This window comes from Mucilaginibacter sp. 320_HR (assembly GCF_059691875.1).
In genome coordinates, this window is record NZ_JCAWAI010000002.1 from 1,057,565 (window position 1) to 1,077,152 (window position 19,588).

Consider the following 19,588-nt stretch of genomic DNA (forward strand, 5'->3'; position numbering starts at 1 on the left):
TTTAATGTTATCCCGGCTGCTGTGCGTAGCTTTTGTTGGTTTTATAGAACCTGATAAGCAATGTTTCAGCGGCCAAAAATATCAAAGCCAAAATTATACAAAGTTTCCATAATTGCAGTCCTGAATTTTTCGCGGTATTAATATTGTTCACATTTAACTTTTCGCCCTGCAGCAAAGTTGCTTTACGGCCAAAAACCTTCTCCAGGTCGCTCGCGGACAAATAACTCAGGTCGCTTTCTCGGCGATTATCGTTAAAGGCCAGCACGGCTGCTGTACTATCCTGTTTTTTAAGCAGGTACAAGCCGGTGCTGTTTAGCTGATCGGGCAGATATAAGGTTGTGCTCCCCTCCTGCTGCCGTACCTCTGGTATTATGGTCTGGTTGCCTTTAACCACTTTTACCTGTTGCTTCTCGGTTGATTGCAGAGGAACGGTTTCGATTGGCTGATTGTTGCCGAGCGTGTAGAACAAAGGCTGATCATGCCCGCCGAGAATAGCTATACGGAACATCACAGGCACAAACAGAGGGTGTACCGGCAGGTTACTGTATTCCTCGTTCAGCGGAACTGCAGCTACATACACCATGCCCCTGCCATGCGCATAGCCCGACCAGAAAGCATCCCCGGTTTGCAGCTTCATCAGGCTTTCGGCACTGCCGGTACCGCCGGTAAGCGAGTAGTATTTCTTTACAGCAGGCAAGTCTGGATTTTGTGGGACAGCTTCGAAAGTGTTTTTGAACACCGGGCTTTGCAGGTTTAGCGAGCCAACCGTAGCGTTGGTAGTTACCAGTTTTTCGGGATAAGCCGTGCCCAAAGGCTGCAGTAACGAGCGGTAACTATTCACATCAGCATCTGCCGCGGGGAACACCATCAGCGTACCGCCTTTAGATACATAAATTTTCAACTGCTGGGCTAGACCTGCGGAGACACTTTTGATATCGCTTAGGACAATCAAATGGTATGTATTTAACGAAGCGTATTCGACATTCCCGTCCTGCGCGCGTTTTACAGCAAAGAACGGGTCGGCACTGAATACGGCATTCAGGTACTTGTTTGGCGTGCCGCCATCTACCAGTAACACCGCCTGCCTGCTGCTCACATTAAAACTCAAGTAAAAATTATTGTCGAACACCACAGGGTTATCCTGCAACTGTATCTCTCCGTTTTGCCAGCCCGGCTGCAGTCCCGAAAAGCTGAGGGTATCTGTCCGGGTTGATCGTGCGGCAATGGTAAAGCTGCCCAGCGCTTTTTGCATACCGTTTATGGTTAATTTAAGCGGTACTTTTTCTGCTGGTTTGCCGGCATAGTTATGCAGCCGCACCAGCATCTTTTCGGTTTCGCCGGGACGGTGTATGGCATTCACCAGCCAAACAGAATCTACCGCTACATTGGGTAGTTCCTGCGCCTTCAGCTGCACCAGGCTCATCGGGATATCGGTCTTGTTGGCGTCGCCGGCAGATATGTTCTTTTGAAAATCAGACAGGATATATCCACGTTTTACTGTACCGGGTTGCATATCCAGCAGGCTCTGCATACGGGCAGTAACCTGCTGCAATGTGCGGCTTTGCGGGCTTATCTTAATAGCGTCTACCGCGTCATTAAATTCATCGCGACTCAGCATGCGCTGGTGCTTTCCGTCAAAATCCTGCGTAAGCAGCTGGAAACGGTCGTTTATGGAATATGCCGATGCTATTTGCTTGGCTTTTTGTTTGGCTTCGTCCAGCAAGCTGCCTTCCCGGCTAAGGGTCTGCATCGAGTAAGAGTTATCTACAAAAATGCTAACTGCCTGCTGTTTGCCGGCGTTAACGGCATCGTCTCCCGGAATGTATGGGCGCGCAAACGCAAATACCAAAAAAGCAAGTGCCAGCATACGGGCTGCAAGTATTAAACGCTCTTTAATGTTTCTAAGTGAGGCCTGCTGCTCCTGCACTTCTTTTAGGAATTGCACATTGCTGAAATATACCTTTTTATAACGCCTGAAATTAAACAGGTGTACCAACACCGGGATAGCAAGTGTAAGCAGCGCAAAAAGAAAAGCCGGGTACAGGAAGTGCATCAAACAAATTTGCAAATAATATTCGAGGTAAGCGCTCCTACGAAAAAGAGCAACGCCTGTAAATTACTATTTACCTGTATTTAACGGTGTTTTTTACGATGACGTATTGTTATTCATGATGTCGAAATAAAAGTTAACACATCATACCACGATATCTTGTACAATGGGCCGTCAATGGTCTGAGACAACTACTTTGGTGTTTGCAGCCTGTGCAGACCTTTTCTTGATGGTGATGATTACCAAAGGTATACAGCAGGCATTTAAAATGGCCAACAACAGAAAAGCATCCATATAGCTTAACAGGAATGTTTGCCGTACAACCGTATTTTCCAGCGCGCCAAAAGCTTGCTTAACCGCATTGAGATAGCTGGCACCGTGCGCCATAAAGTTTCTGATGAACGACTGCATGCGACCTGTGGTTTGCGGATCTGATGCAGTTACGTGTGCAATCAGCGCAACCCGGTTAGCCGCAGCCCGGTGTGCAATGTAGGTGTTGATGAGCGCTATACCAAAGGACCCTCCCATTTGGCGCATCATGTTATTTAAAGCAGCGCCCTGCGGAATATCTGCCGGTTTAAGGTCTGACACAGCAAGGGCAGTTAACGGCACTATCAAAAGAGCCGCGCCCAGCCCCCTAAATATAAGCGGGATGAAGAAGTAAGCGTCACCCGTTTGCAGGTTTGAGCCCGACATCATGTACCCGAATATAGCGGAAAGGCCAAACCCTACTATAATAAGGTATTGTGGTCGTATACCACTTTGCAACATTTTCCCCAAAAAAGGCGAAACCATTGCAGCCATAAGTGTACCGGGTAACAACATGGTACCTGTTTGAAATGCAGAGTAGCCAATTAATCGCTGTGAATACAATGGAAAAACAAATACCGCGCTAAACAGCCCAAAACCCAGCACAAAGGTCATGATAGCGGAGATGGACAACGTGGTGCTCTTCAGCACCCGGAGATTGATAACAGGGTATTCAATCCGCAGTTCCCACCAAATTAATACTGCTAAAGACACTACAGAAACGATGGTTAGCAGAACGATATAGTTAGCCGAGAACCAGTCGTCTGTTTCCCCGCGTTCCAGCACTACCTGCAGCGCGCCAACACCTACCGCCAATAAAAAAATACCGAACCAATCTATACTCCGTTCGTTATCTGATTTTTTAGTAGGCCGAAGGTATATATAAGATAAAAGTGCCGCCATTAGCCCGATAGGAATATTTACATAAAATATCCACTGCCACGAAAGATTATCTACTATGTAACCGCCCAATACCGGGCCTATGGACGGACCAATAATAACCCCGAGGCTAAATATCCCGCTGGCTGTGCCACGCTCTTTAGGTGGAAATGTTTCAAAAAGGATGGACTGCGAAGTGGATAGCAAAGCGCCGCCGCCAATACCCTGGAAAAAACGGAAAGCAACCAACTCCCATAAACCATGTGAAAACCCGCACAGCGCCGAAGCAAGCGTAAACAAGAGGATAGAACCAATATAATATTGCTTTCGCCCAATCTTCTCGGCTAAAAAGCTCGTCATCGGGATGATGATAACGTTAGCAATTGCATAGGACGTTATTACCCAGGCCGTATCTTCGAGCGACGCGCCTAAATTGCCGCTCATGGTGTTTATAGATACGTTCACGATAGTGGTATCTATCAATTCGATAATTGTGGAGGTGATGATCGTTACAACGATGATCCACTTTCTGAAGCCCGTTTCCATACCGGCAAAAGTATACCCACAGCTTTAGTTTGCACTTGTGATTTTCAAGCAAGATTTTATACTTTTCAAACAATCCTTTTCTTTAGCATCATTGCTTCGTCAAATTCGTTTATAAAAATCAAACAGTTTACTATCTTTGATTATGCAGCCTATTGAAACATTAGCAGAATTCTATCAAACCCATCCGGTAGCTAATCAAAGGGTATTTTCAGAAAACAATACCGGACAAGGGCATTTTAACGTGTTTTTACGTGAACCCTGCAAGATGAGAAGTCCGTTTAGCCGCCGCGATTTTTATAAGATTGTACTGATACTTGGCCAGGGAAAAATGCATTATACCGATAAGCAGGTAAAGGTTGACCGCCCCGCCCTAGTGTTTTCCAGCCCGTCTGTTACTTCATCCTGGGAGTCTGGCGCGGGCGAACAGAAAGGCTGGTTTTGCCTGTTTTCACAGGCATTTATCGAATCGCAGGAAAGAAACAGTGTTTTACATGATTTCCCCATGTTCAAGCCGGGCGGCAGTCACATCGTTTTTCCTGATGAGGCCCAGCTTACATTTTTGACCGGGCTGCTGCGAAGAATGATGGAAGAGATGGACGGCGAGTATATACACAAGTACGACCTGCTGCGTAACTACCTGCAGGTACTTATGCACGAAGCGCTGAAGATGTCTCCTGTAAATACATTTGAGCCGAATGCAAGCGCTGCTGCAAGAATAACTACCCGGTTTCTGGAGCTGTTGGAAAGGCAATTCCCGATAGACCCATCTGGCAAGGACCTAAACCTTAATTCTGCACAGGACTTTGCGCAAAGTTTGGCAGTACATACCAACCACCTAAACAGATCAGTTAAGGAAATTACCGGTAAGACCACCACGCAGCACATATCAGAGCGAATTTTAAAAGAAGCTAACGCGCTTTTAAAACATACCGACTGGAGCATTGCACAGGTAGCCAACGCGCTTGGCTTTGAGGAACCTGCCTATTTCACCAGCTTTTTTAAGAAGAGCACCGGTGTGTCGCCTGTGATGTACAGAACGGCGAACACTAACATAGCAACCTTATAGAGGTGAATGAATTTAAGTATTAAAATGAGCTTACTGGTTAGTATATAAATCTTTTGTACTGTTTCGGTCTGTTTCGCTCTATTTTTTAAAAGCTTGACTTGTAGAAAGTTAGGCAAAGTCGCTGTTGCGGGTGTTTCGCTTTTGCTAACCGAAACACTCCTGAATCGTTGGATGCTCATCTGAGATTATCAATCTGCCTGGTTTTCTGAAACAATTTTCCGCGCCATTTTTTTACCTATTATGGATTGGCATATCGGCTGTTCGGGTTTTCATTATAAGCATTGGCGGGGTAAATTCTATCCGGAGAAGCTGGCGATGACCAAATGGTTCAACTTCTACGCTCAGCACTTCAGCACACTTGAGCTTAACGTTACCTTCTATCGTTTTCCGCAGCTTTCATTCCTGCAAAAGTGGTATGATACCAGTCCTTCAAACTTCAGGTTCGCGGTGAAAGCGCCGAAAGCTATTACGCATTACAAGAAGTTTAATGATACCACCCAGATGCTAACCAGCTTTTATGACACTATAAACAGTGGTTTGCAGGATAAACTTGGGCCGGTGCTTTTCCAGCTACCACCAAGTTACAACTACACAGATGAAAAGATTGGCAAAATACTGAATGCCCTGAACCCAGCCTTTAAAAACGTGCTGGAGCCCAGGCATGTTTCGTGGTGGCAACCCGAGATTTATAGTACGCTTGCAGCTCACAATATCAGCTTTTGCGGCATGAGCCACCCTTTACTGCCGCAGGAGGTTATTCAAAACACACCATCCGTTTATTATCGTTTCCATGGGGTGCCTGATGTGTATAGGTCTGCTTACAGCACACAAGCGCTGCAGCAAGTGGTTGATACCATAAAAAACAACAAAACCACTGCCGAAGCGTGGTTTTACTTTAATAACGATATAGAAGCTTACGCGATAGATAACGCCAGAGAAATGTTAACAATGGTGGACTAACTATCTCCTCCTGTGCCTACGTTTTCTCGTTTCAGTTTTCTTTCTTGATGATTTCTTAGAGTTGGTTTGCTTCCTTTCCGGTTCAGCTTTTTTAGCTTCTTGTTTGATAGGAGCAGCAACTCCTGTAGAATCTTTACTGAGCTGCTTTACGGTAAAGTCATTACCATGAAGGCTGTACTCCAGAAGGCGTTTCGCTCCTGTTTGAGTAGCGGTACTATCGTTACTGCTGTAGATCGGGAACTCGCGGATAAGCTTACCTTCTTTAATATAGAAGTTATCGTTACCACGGTAGCCTTTTCGCTGCGAGCTGGTGAGCCGCGGAAAATCGAGCTTATTAGCATCGTTGTTATTAAACTCGAAGGCATACACTTTGGCATAGTTCACGGTGTCCTTACCTTTTGATTGGATCAGGATCTCGGGATTACCATCCAGGTCCATATCGGCGTTGTAAACGTCGGTAATATTACCATCCAGATCGCCGGTGGTGGTAGTGTACTTTATATTGGCCGAGTCTGAATGTAATATCGCGTATGCGCCAGCCGACTTTGATCCACGACCCCAGCTTACTACATCGTAAGTTTGCCCGGGTGCCACTTCAATAGCTTTATGAAACCGGAATGGCTCCATCAGCGAAGGTTTTGCCGTAGTTACTGCCGAGCTAATATTGGTCGGCTTCTTTTCGTCGGAACCGCAAGCTACTACTAAGGTGCAGCAAGCGGCTATAAAATAATTGTACTTTGCATTCATTTTATAATTAGGGGGGAATGTATCAATAGTAAAGCATGTCTGGCGATAGCTCACCCTTCGGCTTGCCCGGTATGGTCATGTAAACACGAAGTGTGCTAGTGCTTAAACTTGCATCAACATACTTAATGGTAAGTTTATGAAAACCCTTTAGCAATGGTACCGCGCTTCCCTGCTCCCACTGCCCATGGCGGCCATCATTATCTACAACCGGGATATCATCAATATACAGCACAGATCCGTTAACAGACGAAGTAGAGAACCCATAAGTACCGTCCTGATCTACCTTAACATAGCCATTGTAAACAACACCGTATTTACCAAAAGACTTCTTAAATGCGCTGTTAGCCGTCTGGAAGCTTTTAGCAATACCGGTATCAATAACCGCTGCCGAATTTACTTGGGTTGTGTTCACATAAGTACCTGCAGATACCTGGTATTTAAGTCCCATATTGTTACCGTTATAAGCAACGGCAGCCAAAGGGGCTTTATTGTAAATAGTAGTCTTAGTTATTGGGCTGCGCTTACCACCTGGTGTAACTACAACGGTTTGTATCTCGCGGTATTGGTCAAGAGGCACCTGGTAGGTCATAGGTTTGGTGTACTCCATCTCCGTTTCTCGTGGCGTGTAGCCATCTACCGTGTAATAAATCTTAGCACCTTTAACCGGCGACTTGAAGTCTACAGTATATTGTGATCCTATTATCGTCGTATCCTTACCACCAATCGCTGGCGGGACGCGGAAATTGTAATCGGCATCTAACCAGGCAAGGTGACCAGGCAAGCGCGTTTCAGAGAAATCCTTAAAGTTCTTATTAGCCATTGGGGACCAGGCTACTTCTGCTACAGCAAGCATCCGCGGCAGCAGCATGTATTCCACCTTGTTCTCGGTAGTTATATATTCCGTCCACAAGTTAGATTGTACACCTACAATATGCTTTTGCTGTGCCGGTGTTAATACCGCAGGCGTAGGGTTATAAGCATAGGTTTTATAAATAGGTGCGTTTCCGCCGATACCTAAAGGCTCCTGGTTAAGCTTACCTTGTGCATGGTCAAGATAAAGCCCCTGGCTTGATGGCGTCATAATTACATCGTGGTTTTGCTGGGCTGCTGCAATGCCACCTTCTTCTCCGCGCCAGCTCATTACAGTAGCATTAGGTGCAAGCCCTCCCTCCAGTATCTCGTCCCAACCAATTATACTGCGACCTTTGCTGTTCACAAATTTTTCCATCCGCTGGATAAAGTAGCTTTGCAAGCCATGCTCGTCCTTCAAGTTTAGCCTTTTGATCAGATCCTGACAGAATTTAGAATTCTTCCAAACGGTTTTTGGAGCTTCATCACCACCTATGTGTATGTACTTGCTCGGGAACAGGTCTATTACTTCCGTCAATACGTCCTGCAAGAAGCTGAACGTCTTTTCAGACGGACAATAAATGTTATTGAATACTCCCCATGTTTCCGCTACCTTGTAATCCAGCTTAGGGTCGCAGCTTAACTCCGGGAACGCTGCCAGGGCTGCCTGCGCATGGCCCGGCATCTCTATTTCGGGTACAACAGTTATGTACCTGTCAGCTGCATATTTCACTACATCACGTATCTGGTCTTGTGTGTAGAAGCCGCTAACGGGTGTATTATCATACTGTTGCGGATTGCGGTCGCGGTAGTTACCAATTACGGTTTGCGCGCGAACACTGGCAACCTGTGTTAACCGTGGATACTTTTTGATCTCTATACGCCAGCCCTGATCATCGGTTAAATGCCAGTGAAAGTTATTCAGCTTATAAGCAGCCATCAGATCAATGTACTTCTTGATAAACTCCACTGAGAAGAAATGTCGGCACACATCCAGCATCTGGCCGCGATAGCCAAAGCGCGGGTAATCTTCTATTGTAGCTGCAGGTATTTTAGCAGTTGCAGAGCGTTCAGCAGGCAGCAATTGAATCAAGCTTTGTATTCCGTAAAACAAGCCTACGCCTTTCCCCGCAACTGTAATTTGCTGCGGTGTTATGGTAAGGCGATAACCTTCGGCAGGCAGTCCTTCAGTCCCTGAAGAAGTTAAATAAATGCTGTTTGATGCTGCATTGGCGCTTCGTAGGCCCACCTGCTTGTTGTAGGCCATGTGGTCGCGCAGGTAGTTAGAGAAAAACACCACTGCTTTATTATTCGGTGTATCTGCCTGGATGCGGGTTTCCTGGCTCAGGACAAACATACCTGCCGATTTTTTTACAGATACCGGCGCCGGGATAATACCCATATATGGATCTGTGTCCTGGGCTTTAACAGCAGTTGTAGCAAACATGACAGCAAGAAACAGGGTAGAAATTTTTTTATACATAGCAGAGATAGCCAGGTTTATTACAAGGCTGTGAATTTATATTTTTTTTAGAAAAGGACGGTACTTAGAAGTGTGATTATTGCAGATTTTTGCACGCTGATGCAAAAATCTGCAATGTTCCTATATAGCGGAAACTGATAAGCTAATGAAAGTAGCTTAGTTTAAAGTAGGGTTTTCAGGAAAATTGGCAATGTGGGCGTAACGCTGCCCCAGGCCAATAACTACCTCTTTCCACATGTTGTGTTCGTGGTTGCTAAATACGGCATCAGCCTCAAACTTATTGGCCACTATCCATGCATCATCCCTGAGTTCATCGTCTAGTTGGCCGGGTGTCCAGCCGGAGTAACCGGTGAAGAACTTCACCTCATCTTCCTTTAGCTGGTAATTGGTTATCAGCTCTTTAATCTGTTCAAAGTCGCCGCCCCAGTAAATACCGTCCCATATCTCAATGCCACCTTCAATTTTCTCAGGGCAACGGTGAATGTAGTGCAGTGTATTTGCAGCTACCGGGCCGCCCATATATACCGGTATCTCAGAATATGAAAGATCAGGCAGAATATCTCCCAGCATATATTCTGTTTGCTGATTAAGTATAAAACCCATAGCACCAGCCTCCGAGTATTCGGTAAGCAGTATAACCGATCTCTTAAAATTAGGATCGGGCATAAATGGTTCAGATATCAATAATCGCCCTGCGGCTGCTGTAATTGGACTTAACATTTGGTAAACAATTTTAATATATAACGATCTTTGTAAAATTATGTTCAAGATCATTTAAAAGAACGGAGCTAAACATAAGTACGGTATAATTAATTTGTAAGTTTGCATAAATGGATCAAGAGCAAATAGAAAATTTAAGACAGGATTATAGCGCAGCATCGCTTAACGAGACAGATGTAGACGCTAACCCGATGCGACAGTTTGACAAATGGTTTAATGAGGCCATTAACGCCAAAATACACGAACCAAATGCCATGACGTTGGCTACCAGTACACACGATGGCAGGCCCTCAGCTCGCATTGTGTTGCTGAAAGGCTTCAGCGATGATGGTTTTAAATTTTATACCAATTACCTTAGCCGGAAAGGTCGCGAACTAAGCAAGAACCCAATGGGTGCGCTTGTATTTTTCTGGGGTGACCTGGAACGCCAGGTTCGCGTGGAGGGTACTATAGAGAAACTGGATAAAGATTACTCTGAAAAATACTTTCATTCAAGACCTAAAAAAAGCCAGTTGGGCGCTGTTGCTTCGCCGCAAAGCCAGGAAATTAATGGACGTGAAATGCTGGAAGAACGCATGGCACAATTGGAAGCAGAATACGCTGACAAAGATATCCCTAAGCCGTCATACTGGGGCGGTTATGTTTTAAGGCCGCGCCTTATAGAATTTTGGCAAGGCCGCCGCAGCCGCCTGCATGACCGTATAGTTTATAAAAAAACCGATAACAAAAACTGGAAGATAGTACGGCTGGCACCATGAGTTTTGATGATATTAAAACTTTACTGATAGATAAATTTGGCCCTGACGTAGTACTTGGCGAAGAACGCACAGGTTTGCAGCCTGCGCTGCTAATTGAACCCGGCCGAATAGCTGAAGTTTGCCTGGAACTGCGCGATAATCCCAAGACTTATTTTGACTTTTTAGATTGTCTGAGCGGCATTGACTACGGCCCGGATGCAAGGCTTTTCGGAGTGGTTTATCAGCTGTCATCTATCCCCTACCATTTGCAGCTTACTTTAAAGGTAAGCAAAGAGAATAATCGGGATGAAAACGATCTTCCTTACTTTCCCAGCATAGCCTCCGTCTACCGCAGCGCCGACTGGCATGAACGGGAAGCTTTTGATTTGACAGGTATTTTCTTTGAGGGCCATCCTGATCTGCGCAGGATTTTGTTGCCCGATGATTGGGAAGGTTATCCTTTACGAAAGGACTACGTAGCCGCAGAGTATTATAAAGGAATAAGAATTGACTACCCTGTACAGCCTAACAATCCTGTAGAAAAGGTTCAATACAGATTACCTGTAGATCAAAATTCTAAATACACTGCCGCTTTTAGCGCTTATCAGCAAAAAATAGCTAACGCCAGTGTAGAGGACATGATCCTGAATATGGGCCCCCAGCACCCATCAACACACGGCGTTTTGCGGCTTGAACTTATTACCGATGGCGAGATTGTAAAGGAAATGATCCCGCACATGGGCTACCTGCACCGCTGCTTTGAAAAACACGCCGAGTCGCTCACCTACCAGCAAACCATTCCGTTTACCGACAGGATGGACTATCTGTCATCCATGACCAATGCACATACCTGGGTGATGGGTGTAGAAAAAATGCTTGGCATTGATCAGGACATACCCAAGCGTATAGAATACATCCGCGTTCTCGTTTCTGAACTAAACCGTATCGGCTCGCACCTGATCGCTATCGGCACTTACGGGATAGACATAGGCGCATTTACACCGTTCCTGTGGTGTTTCCGTGATCGTGAACATATTATGGGTATGCTGGAGTGGGCTTCAGGCTCGCGTATGCTATACAATTATATATGGGTTGGAGGCTTGTTTTACGACTTGCCCGTTGGTTTCGAAGAACGCTGCCGCGAGTTTGTTGACTACTTTAAGCCAAAGATGGTTGAGCTTAACGGGCTACTTACCAACAACCAAATATTTATAAGCCGTACAGCAAACGTTGGTGTATTGCCAATGGATGTTGCTATCAATTATGGCTGCTCGGGCCCGGTACTGCGTGCATCAGGCTTAAAGTATGATTTGCGCCGTATAGACGGATATTCAGTCTACCCTGAAATTGACTTTGAAATACCTGTTGGCAAAGGCACCATGGGCACCGTCGGAGACTGCTGGGACAGGAATAAAGTAAGAGTTGACGAGATAGAGCAATCGCTGCACATAATTGAGCAATGCCTTGACAGATTGCAAAAGGAGCTAAAACGTACACCAGATTTTGACCCAAGAGCTAAACTTCCACGCAAACTCACACCTAAAAAGCAGGATTTCTACGTGCGCGCAGAGGGCAGCAAAGGTGAACTGGGTTTTTACTTTATACACGATAACGAAAAACGTGAGATACCTTTTAGAGCAAAAGCGCGGGGACCAAGCTTCTCCAACTTGTCGGTTGTTCCGGAGATTTCTAAAGGGGTAATGATAGCTGATCTGATCGCCATTATAGGCTCCATTGACTTTGTAATGGGCGAACTAGACAGATAAACACGCTCTATTTACCCTTTAACCATTTTAAGGCGGCCTGCACTTTTTTGTCTGTTGAAAGGTCATCCAGGTTATCACCTGTAACTATCAATTCATCTGGCACAACGTTTTCGTAATAAATTATACCGTTCCGGTCTGCTTCTACTGACGTGGCCATAAGCACCTGCACCCCCAGATATGAAAAAGAATCATTTGCGGTGGTATAGCCGCCGGTAACTTCACCTATAATACGTACGTTCTTTTGTCCTTTAAAGGAAATAAGCAACGCCTCTGCTGATGATGCTGTAAATGGCGATGTAAGCAGCACAATTTTAATCTTAGGATTAACTTTGCTGTACGATGGTATTGACATTGCCTGCTTTCCTGACATAAAAAAAGCATTGCCAGCAATGTGCCATTCGTCTTCGGGCTTGTTGCCCGGGTAAATAAAAGCACCAAGCTTGCCTGCAGTAAACAAGTTGCCCACACCTGTTATCATCGGGTACATATCGCCACCGGTATTGGTACGCAGATCAATTATAAGGCCCTTAAGCTTAGCCGGATTAAGATTGGTAAGGGATAGTTGTATTTGCCTTGCAATACTGTCAGATTCGCCAGGCTTTGTTGGATTGTTAGCAGGTATAATAAGATAACCATAACCATCCTCGAGTATTTTTGAACTTATCTGCACAGAGCCACTCCGTATTTTATTTAAAATATCCGTGTAAAGCTTATAGTCTACGTGCGGCCTGTTAGCAACCCATTTATAATTCTTTCTTTTATAGTATGCACCGCCATGAAAATCACCAAGCATTTTAAACAATACCTGTAATGCTGGCATGGCTTCTTCTATATTCTTGGCGTTTTCACCACGGCTTTTTACTGAATCGGTGATAGCAGCCCAGTTTACCTTGTTACCTGCTAAAGCATTTTGCCTGGCGTAACGCAAAGTACTGTCTATTAACATGCGTGCACTGTCAGTACCCGTGAGAGTGGTTTGGGCATATAAAACTACCGAAGAGAAAATGCAAATGAGTAGTAGAAAAGCGGGTTTAATCATGCGGTTAAGTTAAGTATTAAGCAACAAAAAAGGAGACGCAATTGCATCTCCTTTTCTATTGTTGATTGTTTTGGATGTTTATTGTTTGTAGACCTTAACCATGAACACATAGTTGCGCAACTTTTTTATTTGCTGGGGTCTGCTTAGTCCCGCTAAGGTATTTTTACTATTTAGGGTAAGATCTTTACTGAGTGAGTCTGACGGGATGTCCTGAATAGCTTTTAATAGATAGTTTGATTTTACAGCAAAAGCCGCTCCTGACGTTTGGGTTTGTTTACCATTTATAACACCTATAATGTTACCCTTATCATCAATAAGCGGACCACCGCTATTACCGGGATTTACCGGAATATAAACCTCATACTCAGTACTGTCGCCATGGAAACCTGTGTTTGCTGACAAAGCACCCGGACCAAATTTAATATCCTCCCCAGGATAGCCAAGTGTAAATACGTTCTCTCCCAAATCACTCTTAGACTTTTTGAAACCGTATGGCACCGGACCCAAATTCCTGAAAGCGGTATCTACTATCTGTAAAACTGCAACATCAGCCGTGGGATCCTTATAGATTACTTTTGATTTGAAAGATTCGCCTTCAGCATTTTGAACGTAGATAGAATCTGCTTCATTCACAACGTGCAAATTGGTTACTACATAACCGTTACCAGTAAGGGCAAAACCAGTTCCTTTGAAATTAGCCGCTGTAGTAGGGCCACGTTTAGGGCGAATGTCGTTCCCAAGCTTTTTAGTAGCTTTTTCTATCTGATCTACCTTACGTGCCAGTTGCACAAAGCGTGGATCTTTATTGGTTAGATACCCGGTAAAAAGCAAAGTAAGCAGTGTAGCAAAAATGGCAATAGATGCTGCAACAGATATTTTAGAATGATGCTGGCGCCACAAACGAACAACAACTGACGGATGTGCCATCAGGTCGTCTTTAAGCGTGTGCACATCTATTTCGTCATGTATCGCATTCAGCCTCGCCTCCAGGTCCAGCTTGTCGCTATACTGTTTCAGCAAGGATGTAAATTGCCTGTGCTCGTTAAACTTGTCCTCTATTGCTGCATCTTTTTTACGCAATGCATCAAATTCAGCACGTTCTTCAAGCGTTAACTCACCATTAAGGTACCGCTCGATAGTTTCCAGTAACTGGTTCTCTCTCATAATAAACCCCTTCAATTTTGCTGAAAAAATAACTTCTTCAGCCGTTGCAGACATTTGTATTTCTGCGTTTTCGCGTTATCCGCATTAGTATATCCAAACCGTTCGCATATTTCCTGCATAGAACGGTTATTCATATAAAAATCTTCCATAATGGTTTTGCAGGGCTCGCCAAGTAATTGTAACGCATCAGCCATTTTACTTAACTGCAGATCACGTTCCTGGTGCCGCTCTACTTCCTCCTCTACCGTTAAGTGATCTTCAAAATCCTTTATATCGCCGCCATATCTGTTCATTTGCTTAAGGCGCTTTAACCACAACCTGCGGCAAATAGAATATATGTAGGTTTTGAGTTTGGCACTTAGCTCAAAATCGCCCCGCTTAACTTTATTGTAAAGAACAATTATTGCTTCCTGGTAAATGTCCTTCGCATCATCCTCATCGCCGTTGTTGTTTAATACTAACTGCAATATCATTGGAAAATAAGCCAGGTAAAGCTTTTTTAAAACACTGTCAGAGTTGTTGAGAATACCCAGTATTACTTCACTATCTGCCGGTATTTCCACGTTATATATATTATTCACTCCTTAATACTCTTTATATCAATTTGTAACCCAACTCAACCAATTTTTTTTTGTCATACTATCAGCCTTCCGCCGGAGTAGCTACTAAGGCTGCAGATCACGTAACCCGCAATATCGCTTAATAAATTGAGAGCCCGAAGCTACGGTTGGCATTATGTTTGAAATCTGCTGTGTATCAGCATACATTAAAGAACAAAAATTAAATTATCTAAACATGAAAAACGCATTCAAAACAGGCGTTGTTGCAATCGCCATAGCAATATCGGCAGCAGCATGCTCGGGCAACAGCTCTAAACCAGGTAAGGACACCACCGGAGGTGCAGCCACAATGAGTGATAGCAGCCAAACAGGACGCGAGCCCGGAGCAAACGGTTCTGGCGCAGGAATAGACAGCGGAATAGAAAAATCCGGATCAGGTGGCGTAGACACTACCAAGAAGGTCCAGTAAACATTCAATCCTCTTTCGGCCGACTGTAACCCGTAGAATTATTTTCTATGGGTTACCTTTTGGAGTTATTGATATTAAGGCTAAAACATTAACACTCCAAATCATGAAAAATTCATTCAAAATTGCCACTCTTGCTTTAATAATTTCAGTATCTGCTGCTGCTTGCGGCGGTGACGCTAAAAAAGCTGATGTTGACAGCACATCTGTTGATTCAACTGTTACTAAAACTACTATCACTGATTCTACCAAGAAAGATTCAGTAGTTAAAACTGATAGCGTATCTGTCGACTCAACAAAAAAATAATCAAATAACGGGTTACCTTTTTTAATATTAGGCATTAACCGTTACTTATTAAATAATAACAAAAACACAAACATGAAAAATTCATTCAAAGTTGGCGTATTGGCTTTAGCTATCGCTGTATCTGCAGTTGCTTGCAAAGGTAAATCTGGTGAAAACGGTGGCGACACTACTAAAACTGATTCAGTTGTTAAAATTGATTCAACTGTCGTTGATTCAACTAAAACTGACACCGTTGTTAAAACTGACACCGTTAAAGTTGATTCAACTAAGAAATAATTACCGCTTAGGTTTTTAAGTTTATTAGTTTTTCAATAATTAAAGGTAATCTGCATTTTTTTTAAAAAAAGTGGGTTACCTTTTTTCATTTGCTGTATTAATGGGTGAAAACTATTAAATCACTTAAAAAAACAAAAAATGAAAAATGCATTCAAAGTTGGCGTATTAGCCATCGCTATCGCTGTTTCAGCTGTTGCTTGTAAAGGTAAATCTGATTCTTCTTCAGCTGATTCAGCTGCTATGGATTCCGCTAAGATGGATTCTACTACTAAAATGGATTCTACTACTAAGATGGATACCACTACTAAAATGGACTCTACTAAAATGGATTCTACTAAAAAGATGTAATTCTTTTTACGTTTAACAAAAAAGCCCTTTGGTTTACTCCGGAGGGCTTTTTTGTTGCCTTTGGTTTACTTGTAAAACAAATGCGTGTTTTGTTGTTTATTGAGGAAAGCTTTAAACATGCGATACGCCGACTATAATAAACTAAGCGCCGAAGAACAACAAAAGCTACACTGGAGGCGGCACCCAAGGGTAAGAACGGCAACAATCTTCTCTGTATTATTTGCCTTGGTGTTGGTGGTGTTCCTGCTTAGGGTATTTCAGAACAGGAGAATGCATGTTAACCGCAAACCAAACAAGCTGGAGGCATTTACCGTAGCAAAAGGCTTTATTAAAGATAAACTAAAGCAACCTGCTACTGCAACATTCCCCAACAACAAATTTGAGTCAGTAATTGATACTGCCAGCAATAATTATCAAATATCATCTACCGTTAGTTCGCAGGACAGCACGGGCACCCTCATTAAAAGGAGTTGGAAAATACAATTAGGATACACCGGAGGCGACTGGGCTGATAAAAAGAGCTGGAAAGTAGGTGAAGTAACTATTAAATAAAAAGAGCGCTTTAAGCGCTCTTTTTATTTAATAGTTACATTATTGAAATCAGTTTGACACGCTATCGCGTAGTGCTTTAATTTTATCGTGAGCGGCGTTCAATATAACTTGCTGCTTTCTCAGGATGTCCTTTACGTAAGCAGGTAAAGCTTCATAATCAAGTGCACTCTGGTAAGACTTTTTAATAGCATCTTCGCCAAATTCGCATTCTTCCAATACGCTGTGGGTACTATGCCCCGTAAACGTAGCTTTTAAATCAAGCCAGGTTCGATGCAGCTTACCACTTGTAGAAGAGTTCGTCTCGATATCTTTACCAAGAGCAGCAACTTCAGTAGCCAACTCCATTTTAAACTGATGGCTTTCACCTATGCAGTTTGTAAACAAATATTTAAGATCCGCGTTATCGTCCTCTATTTCGCTTATTGCTCTTTCAAACCCAGCTATGCGATCGTTGTTTATCGCAATCAGATCGTTGAGCGCCTCAACAGTTGCTTTTGCATTTTCCATATGTTTTTTCCCCTGTGTTATTAACCAGCAAGAAAAAATATTGTTTACAAAAACTCCGGCAAATGTTTAAGAATTACTCCTGAACTTAGATATTATCCAGAAAATAATCAGTACCAAAATAATGATACCAATAATAGCGGTATAGGCACCTGCTTTAAATATATCTCCGACAACAGAACAGCTGCTTAAAAAACAAAGGGCTGTTACAAAAAATAATAGACTAAACTTTTTCATAATAGATGATTGATTATACTAATAATACAATGATCTATTGCAATTGTTATTGGTAGCCCCGAATTAATTTTCCTTCATATTCCCACGCTCTGCGGGTAAAAACCTCACAGCTATCAACACAACAAATAAACTCATCAGAAACAACTTTACAGCTGTCTCGAGCAGCAATAATAAACTCATATCTCAATAATTAACAAGTGCCGGGGCACCACGTAAAAAAATAAATCGGTTTTTGGTTAGTACCCGCTCAACGGCGTTTCAGATAGGTTTTACTAATTTATAAATTGAATTCCACAATAAAAATAGTTTGATGAAAAAAAGATGAAAAACTTTATGGTGAATGACTTTAGCTCAAACTATAACCTTAAATAAGTAATTACTTGTTTAAAATCCTTGTCCAATGCTAAATTGCGGGCTTAAACATCATGAACAAACCACTTGTATCACTTGAAGACGTCAGCCTGAAAATATCCGGCAACAACATACTAGATGGCATCTCTTTTCAGATAATTAAAAAAGAGAACATAGCAATTATAGGCAAAAGTGGCTCGGGCAAGACTGTCTTGCTGCAGCTCGTCGCAGGTAACATGTCCTCCACTTCGGGCAGCATCAAGTACCATTTTTTTGATAACGATGGATCCGAAATTAACGACTACCACCTGAAAATAGCATTTGTCGGATCTCGGCACCATTTCAAGAATCTCTCTAACACATCCAACTTCTATTACCAGCAGCGTTATAACTCATCAGATTCGGAGGATGCCTTAACTGTTGCACAATACCTTAATACAGCTGCTAAGCCCGGTAACGCAGCTTGTAATTATTGGACTTTTGAAAAAACAACTGAGGCCTTAAACCTGAGGCAGTTGCTCGATAAAGAAGTAATTAAACTATCTAACGGAGAAACTAAACGGTTAATGATTGCAACAGCCCTGCTAAAAAGCCCAGACCTCCTGCTCCTGGATAACCCATTTACCGGTTTGGACATTGCCACTCGCACCTACTTGAACAAATTGTTAGATGAAGTAAGCGCATCCGGGATCACGATTGTCATGGCCACATCCGGCCACGAACTTCCGGATTGTATAAAACACATTTTAATGCTTAAAGATGGCAAATTGGAGCAAAGGCTTAGCAAAGCAGAGTTTTTAAAGAGAATAGAGCATGACCAACCAACACTTCAAAACATTGATCTTTTGGAGGCGCTGATTAAACAGCCGCAATCTGTTACCTACAATACTATCGTTAACTTGACTGGAGTAAACATCCGGTACGGCAATAAACAAGTACTTAAGGATATTAACTGGACTATAAACCCCAGCGAGCGATGGGCGCTGCTTGGGCCTAATGGCGCGGGAAAATCTACCCTACTCAGTTTGATTAACGGCGACAACCCGCAAGCATATGCTAACAGTATAACCCTGTTTGATAAGCAACGCGGCACAGGAGAAAGCATTTGGGATATTAAAAGCAAAATCGGCTTTGTGTCGCCGGAACTGTATCAGTACTTCCCTACTGATAACAGTTGCCTGCAAGTTATAGAAAGCGGTTTTTACGACACACTAGGGTTATTCCGACCTAGTGTAAAGAGCCGTGCCGATCTCGCTTTAAGCTGGATGAAAGCGCTTGAGATAGATAAATACGCTCGTGTGCTGCTAAAAAACATTCCGGCAAGCGCACAGCGGCTTTGCTTACTAGCAAGGGCACTAATTAAAAACCCGGCGCTTCTAATATTTGATGAACCATGCCAGGGGTTGGATGATCATCAGCAGATGAATTTTAAGGCGATTGTAGACGCTATATGTGGTGTAAGCAATGCTACCCTTATATATGTCACCCATTATCATCATGAAATACCTAATAGCGTTACTAACGTGTTAAAACTGGACAAAGGAGCGATAGTAGAAGATTGAGGTGAAATTTACGCCTTGGTGGGTCTTCTAATTACATGCTGTTTTAGACTTTGTCACCACCGAAACACCTTTCATCTTTGGCTTTCATGTTTCAAATCAGTCCGTGTATA

The 19,588-nt window shown here is 43.3% G+C and carries 19 protein-coding genes and 1 pseudogene; 11 read left to right on the plus strand and 9 right to left on the minus strand.

Features of this window, described 5'->3' with window-relative positions:
• Nucleotides 1-7 precede the first annotated feature (7 nt).
• Nucleotides 8-2,053, minus strand: coding sequence for a BatA domain-containing protein (locus AC59GT_RS10210; RefSeq protein WP_497237549.1), 2,046 nt, complete (start codon nt 2,051-2,053; stop codon nt 8-10).
• A 171-nt stretch (nt 2,054-2,224) separates the two neighbouring features.
• Nucleotides 2,225-3,784, minus strand: coding sequence for a DHA2 family efflux MFS transporter permease subunit (locus tag AC59GT_RS10215; protein ID WP_497237550.1), 1,560 nt, complete (start codon nt 3,782-3,784; stop codon nt 2,225-2,227).
• A 142-nt stretch (nt 3,785-3,926) separates the two neighbouring features.
• Between AC59GT_RS10215 and AC59GT_RS10220 the strand changes: the two genes are divergently transcribed.
• Nucleotides 3,927-4,850: a helix-turn-helix domain-containing protein gene (locus AC59GT_RS10220; RefSeq protein ID WP_497237551.1), complete on the plus strand. Its 924-nt coding sequence runs from the start codon at nt 3,927-3,929 to the stop codon at nt 4,848-4,850.
• A 240-nt stretch (nt 4,851-5,090) separates the two neighbouring features.
• Nucleotides 5,091-5,810, plus strand: coding sequence for a DUF72 domain-containing protein (locus tag AC59GT_RS10225; protein ID WP_497237552.1), 720 nt, complete (start codon nt 5,091-5,093; stop codon nt 5,808-5,810).
• Here the strand turns inward: AC59GT_RS10225 and AC59GT_RS10230 are convergent, their stop codons facing one another.
• The 3 genes from AC59GT_RS10230 to AC59GT_RS10240 all read right to left on the minus strand — a co-directional run bounded on the left by AC59GT_RS10230 (nt 5,811) and on the right by AC59GT_RS10240 (nt 9,609).
• Nucleotides 5,811-6,557, minus strand: a complete 747-nt coding sequence (locus AC59GT_RS10230) for a hypothetical protein (RefSeq protein WP_497237553.1) — start codon at nt 6,555-6,557, stop codon at nt 5,811-5,813.
• Between the two features lie 22 nt (nt 6,558-6,579).
• Nucleotides 6,580-8,889, minus strand: a complete 2,310-nt coding sequence (locus AC59GT_RS10235; RefSeq protein WP_497237554.1) for a family 20 glycosylhydrolase — start codon at nt 8,887-8,889, stop codon at nt 6,580-6,582.
• Nucleotides 8,890-9,045: 156 nt separating this feature from the next.
• A complete protein-coding gene (locus AC59GT_RS10240; protein ID WP_497237555.1) occupies nt 9,046-9,609 on the minus strand; it encodes a YqgE/AlgH family protein in 564 nt (187 codons plus the stop codon).
• A 110-nt stretch (nt 9,610-9,719) separates the two neighbouring features.
• Here AC59GT_RS10240 and pdxH point away from each other — a divergent pair, with 110 nt between their 5' ends.
• The 3 genes and pseudogenes from pdxH (at nt 9,720) to AC59GT_RS10255 (ending at nt 12,112) form a co-directional block, all read left to right on the plus strand.
• A complete protein-coding gene (pdxH, locus tag AC59GT_RS10245) occupies nt 9,720-10,367 on the plus strand; it encodes a pyridoxamine 5'-phosphate oxidase (RefSeq protein WP_497237556.1) in 648 nt (215 codons plus the stop codon).
• Nucleotides 10,364-10,825 (plus strand): annotated as a pseudogene (locus tag AC59GT_RS10250) (NADH-quinone oxidoreductase subunit C); the annotation flags it as partial. The gene pdxH and the pseudogene AC59GT_RS10250, both read left to right, overlap by 4 nt.
• Nucleotides 10,826-10,984: 159 nt before the next feature.
• Nucleotides 10,985-12,112 (plus strand): NADH-quinone oxidoreductase subunit D, encoded by a 1,128-nt coding sequence (locus AC59GT_RS10255; protein ID WP_497237610.1) that lies wholly within the window; start codon nt 10,985-10,987, stop codon nt 12,110-12,112.
• A gap of 7 nt (nt 12,113-12,119) precedes the next feature.
• On the opposite strand, the gene AC59GT_RS10260 is transcribed toward AC59GT_RS10255, so the two are convergent.
• The 3 genes from AC59GT_RS10260 to AC59GT_RS10270 form a co-directional block, all read right to left on the minus strand.
• Nucleotides 12,120-13,151, minus strand: coding sequence for a S41 family peptidase (locus tag AC59GT_RS10260; RefSeq protein WP_497237557.1), 1,032 nt, complete (start codon nt 13,149-13,151; stop codon nt 12,120-12,122).
• Between the two features lie 78 nt (nt 13,152-13,229).
• Complete coding sequence (locus AC59GT_RS10265; RefSeq protein ID WP_497237558.1) at nt 13,230-14,315, minus strand: S1C family serine protease; 1,086 nt, start codon at nt 14,313-14,315, stop codon at nt 13,230-13,232.
• Nucleotides 14,316-14,326: 11 nt separating this feature from the next.
• Nucleotides 14,327-14,896, minus strand: a complete 570-nt coding sequence (locus AC59GT_RS10270; protein ID WP_497237559.1) for an RNA polymerase sigma factor — start codon at nt 14,894-14,896, stop codon at nt 14,327-14,329.
• A gap of 214 nt (nt 14,897-15,110) precedes the next feature.
• On the opposite strand from AC59GT_RS10270, the gene AC59GT_RS10275 reads away from it, so the two are divergent.
• The 5 genes from AC59GT_RS10275 to AC59GT_RS10295 all read left to right on the plus strand — a co-directional run bounded on the left by AC59GT_RS10275 (nt 15,111) and on the right by AC59GT_RS10295 (nt 16,824).
• Nucleotides 15,111-15,344, plus strand: a complete 234-nt coding sequence (locus AC59GT_RS10275) for a hypothetical protein (protein WP_497237560.1) — start codon at nt 15,111-15,113, stop codon at nt 15,342-15,344.
• A gap of 103 nt (nt 15,345-15,447) precedes the next feature.
• A complete protein-coding gene (locus AC59GT_RS10280) occupies nt 15,448-15,648 on the plus strand; it encodes a hypothetical protein (protein WP_497237561.1) in 201 nt (66 codons plus the stop codon).
• Between the two features lie 72 nt (nt 15,649-15,720).
• The gene (locus AC59GT_RS10285; RefSeq protein ID WP_497237562.1) at nt 15,721-15,924 is read left to right on the plus strand and encodes a hypothetical protein; all 204 of its coding nucleotides are present in this window, start codon (nt 15,721-15,723) and stop codon (nt 15,922-15,924) included.
• A gap of 138 nt (nt 15,925-16,062) precedes the next feature.
• Complete coding sequence (locus AC59GT_RS10290; protein ID WP_497237563.1) at nt 16,063-16,272, plus strand: hypothetical protein; 210 nt, start codon at nt 16,063-16,065, stop codon at nt 16,270-16,272.
• Between the two features lie 117 nt (nt 16,273-16,389).
• Nucleotides 16,390-16,824 (plus strand): hypothetical protein, encoded by a 435-nt coding sequence (locus tag AC59GT_RS10295; RefSeq protein ID WP_497237564.1) that lies wholly within the window; start codon nt 16,390-16,392, stop codon nt 16,822-16,824.
• A 48-nt stretch (nt 16,825-16,872) separates the two neighbouring features.
• On the opposite strand, the gene AC59GT_RS10300 is transcribed toward AC59GT_RS10295, so the two are convergent.
• Nucleotides 16,873-17,331, minus strand: coding sequence for a PA2169 family four-helix-bundle protein (locus tag AC59GT_RS10300; RefSeq protein ID WP_497237565.1), 459 nt, complete (start codon nt 17,329-17,331; stop codon nt 16,873-16,875).
• A 659-nt stretch (nt 17,332-17,990) separates the two neighbouring features.
• Here AC59GT_RS10300 and AC59GT_RS10305 point away from each other — a divergent pair.
• Nucleotides 17,991-19,478, plus strand: coding sequence for an ATP-binding cassette domain-containing protein (locus AC59GT_RS10305; RefSeq protein ID WP_497237566.1), 1,488 nt, complete (start codon nt 17,991-17,993; stop codon nt 19,476-19,478).
• The last annotated feature ends 110 nt before the right edge of the window (nt 19,479-19,588 follow it).

Bases quoted from the DNA above. Each gene is read 5' to 3' on its own strand.
- AC59GT_RS10265 (WP_497237558.1), bottom strand. From the start codon at position 14,315: ATGAGAGAGAACCAGTTACTGGAAACTATCGAGCGGTACCTTAATGGT.
- AC59GT_RS10240 (WP_497237555.1), bottom strand. From the start codon at position 9,609: ATGTTAAGTCCAATTACAGCAGCCGCAGGGCGATTATTGATATCTGAA.
- AC59GT_RS10230 (WP_497237553.1), bottom strand. From the start codon at position 6,557: ATGAATGCAAAGTACAATTATTTTATAGCCGCTTGCTGCACCTTAGTA.
- AC59GT_RS10215 (WP_497237550.1), bottom strand. From the start codon at position 3,784: ATGGAAACGGGCTTCAGAAAGTGGATCATCGTTGTAACGATCATCACC.
- AC59GT_RS10210 (WP_497237549.1), bottom strand. From the start codon at position 2,053: ATGCACTTCCTGTACCCGGCTTTTCTTTTTGCGCTGCTTACACTTGCT.
- AC59GT_RS10305 (WP_497237566.1), top strand. From the start codon at position 17,991: ATGAACAAACCACTTGTATCACTTGAAGACGTCAGCCTGAAAATATCC.
- AC59GT_RS10275 (WP_497237560.1), top strand. From the start codon at position 15,111: ATGAAAAACGCATTCAAAACAGGCGTTGTTGCAATCGCCATAGCAATA.
- AC59GT_RS10290 (WP_497237563.1), top strand. From the start codon at position 16,063: ATGAAAAATGCATTCAAAGTTGGCGTATTAGCCATCGCTATCGCTGTT.
- AC59GT_RS10260 (WP_497237557.1), bottom strand. From the start codon at position 13,151: ATGATTAAACCCGCTTTTCTACTACTCATTTGCATTTTCTCTTCGGTA.
- pdxH (WP_497237556.1), top strand. From the start codon at position 9,720: ATGGATCAAGAGCAAATAGAAAATTTAAGACAGGATTATAGCGCAGCA.
- AC59GT_RS10300 (WP_497237565.1), bottom strand. From the start codon at position 17,331: ATGGAAAATGCAAAAGCAACTGTTGAGGCGCTCAACGATCTGATTGCG.
- AC59GT_RS10285 (WP_497237562.1), top strand. From the start codon at position 15,721: ATGAAAAATTCATTCAAAGTTGGCGTATTGGCTTTAGCTATCGCTGTA.
- AC59GT_RS10225 (WP_497237552.1), top strand. From the start codon at position 5,091: ATGGATTGGCATATCGGCTGTTCGGGTTTTCATTATAAGCATTGGCGG.
- AC59GT_RS10295 (WP_497237564.1), top strand. From the start codon at position 16,390: ATGCGATACGCCGACTATAATAAACTAAGCGCCGAAGAACAACAAAAG.
- AC59GT_RS10255 (WP_497237610.1), top strand. From the start codon at position 10,985: ATGATCCTGAATATGGGCCCCCAGCACCCATCAACACACGGCGTTTTG.
- AC59GT_RS10220 (WP_497237551.1), top strand. From the start codon at position 3,927: ATGCAGCCTATTGAAACATTAGCAGAATTCTATCAAACCCATCCGGTA.
- AC59GT_RS10280 (WP_497237561.1), top strand. From the start codon at position 15,448: ATGAAAAATTCATTCAAAATTGCCACTCTTGCTTTAATAATTTCAGTA.
- AC59GT_RS10235 (WP_497237554.1), bottom strand. From the start codon at position 8,889: ATGTATAAAAAAATTTCTACCCTGTTTCTTGCTGTCATGTTTGCTACA.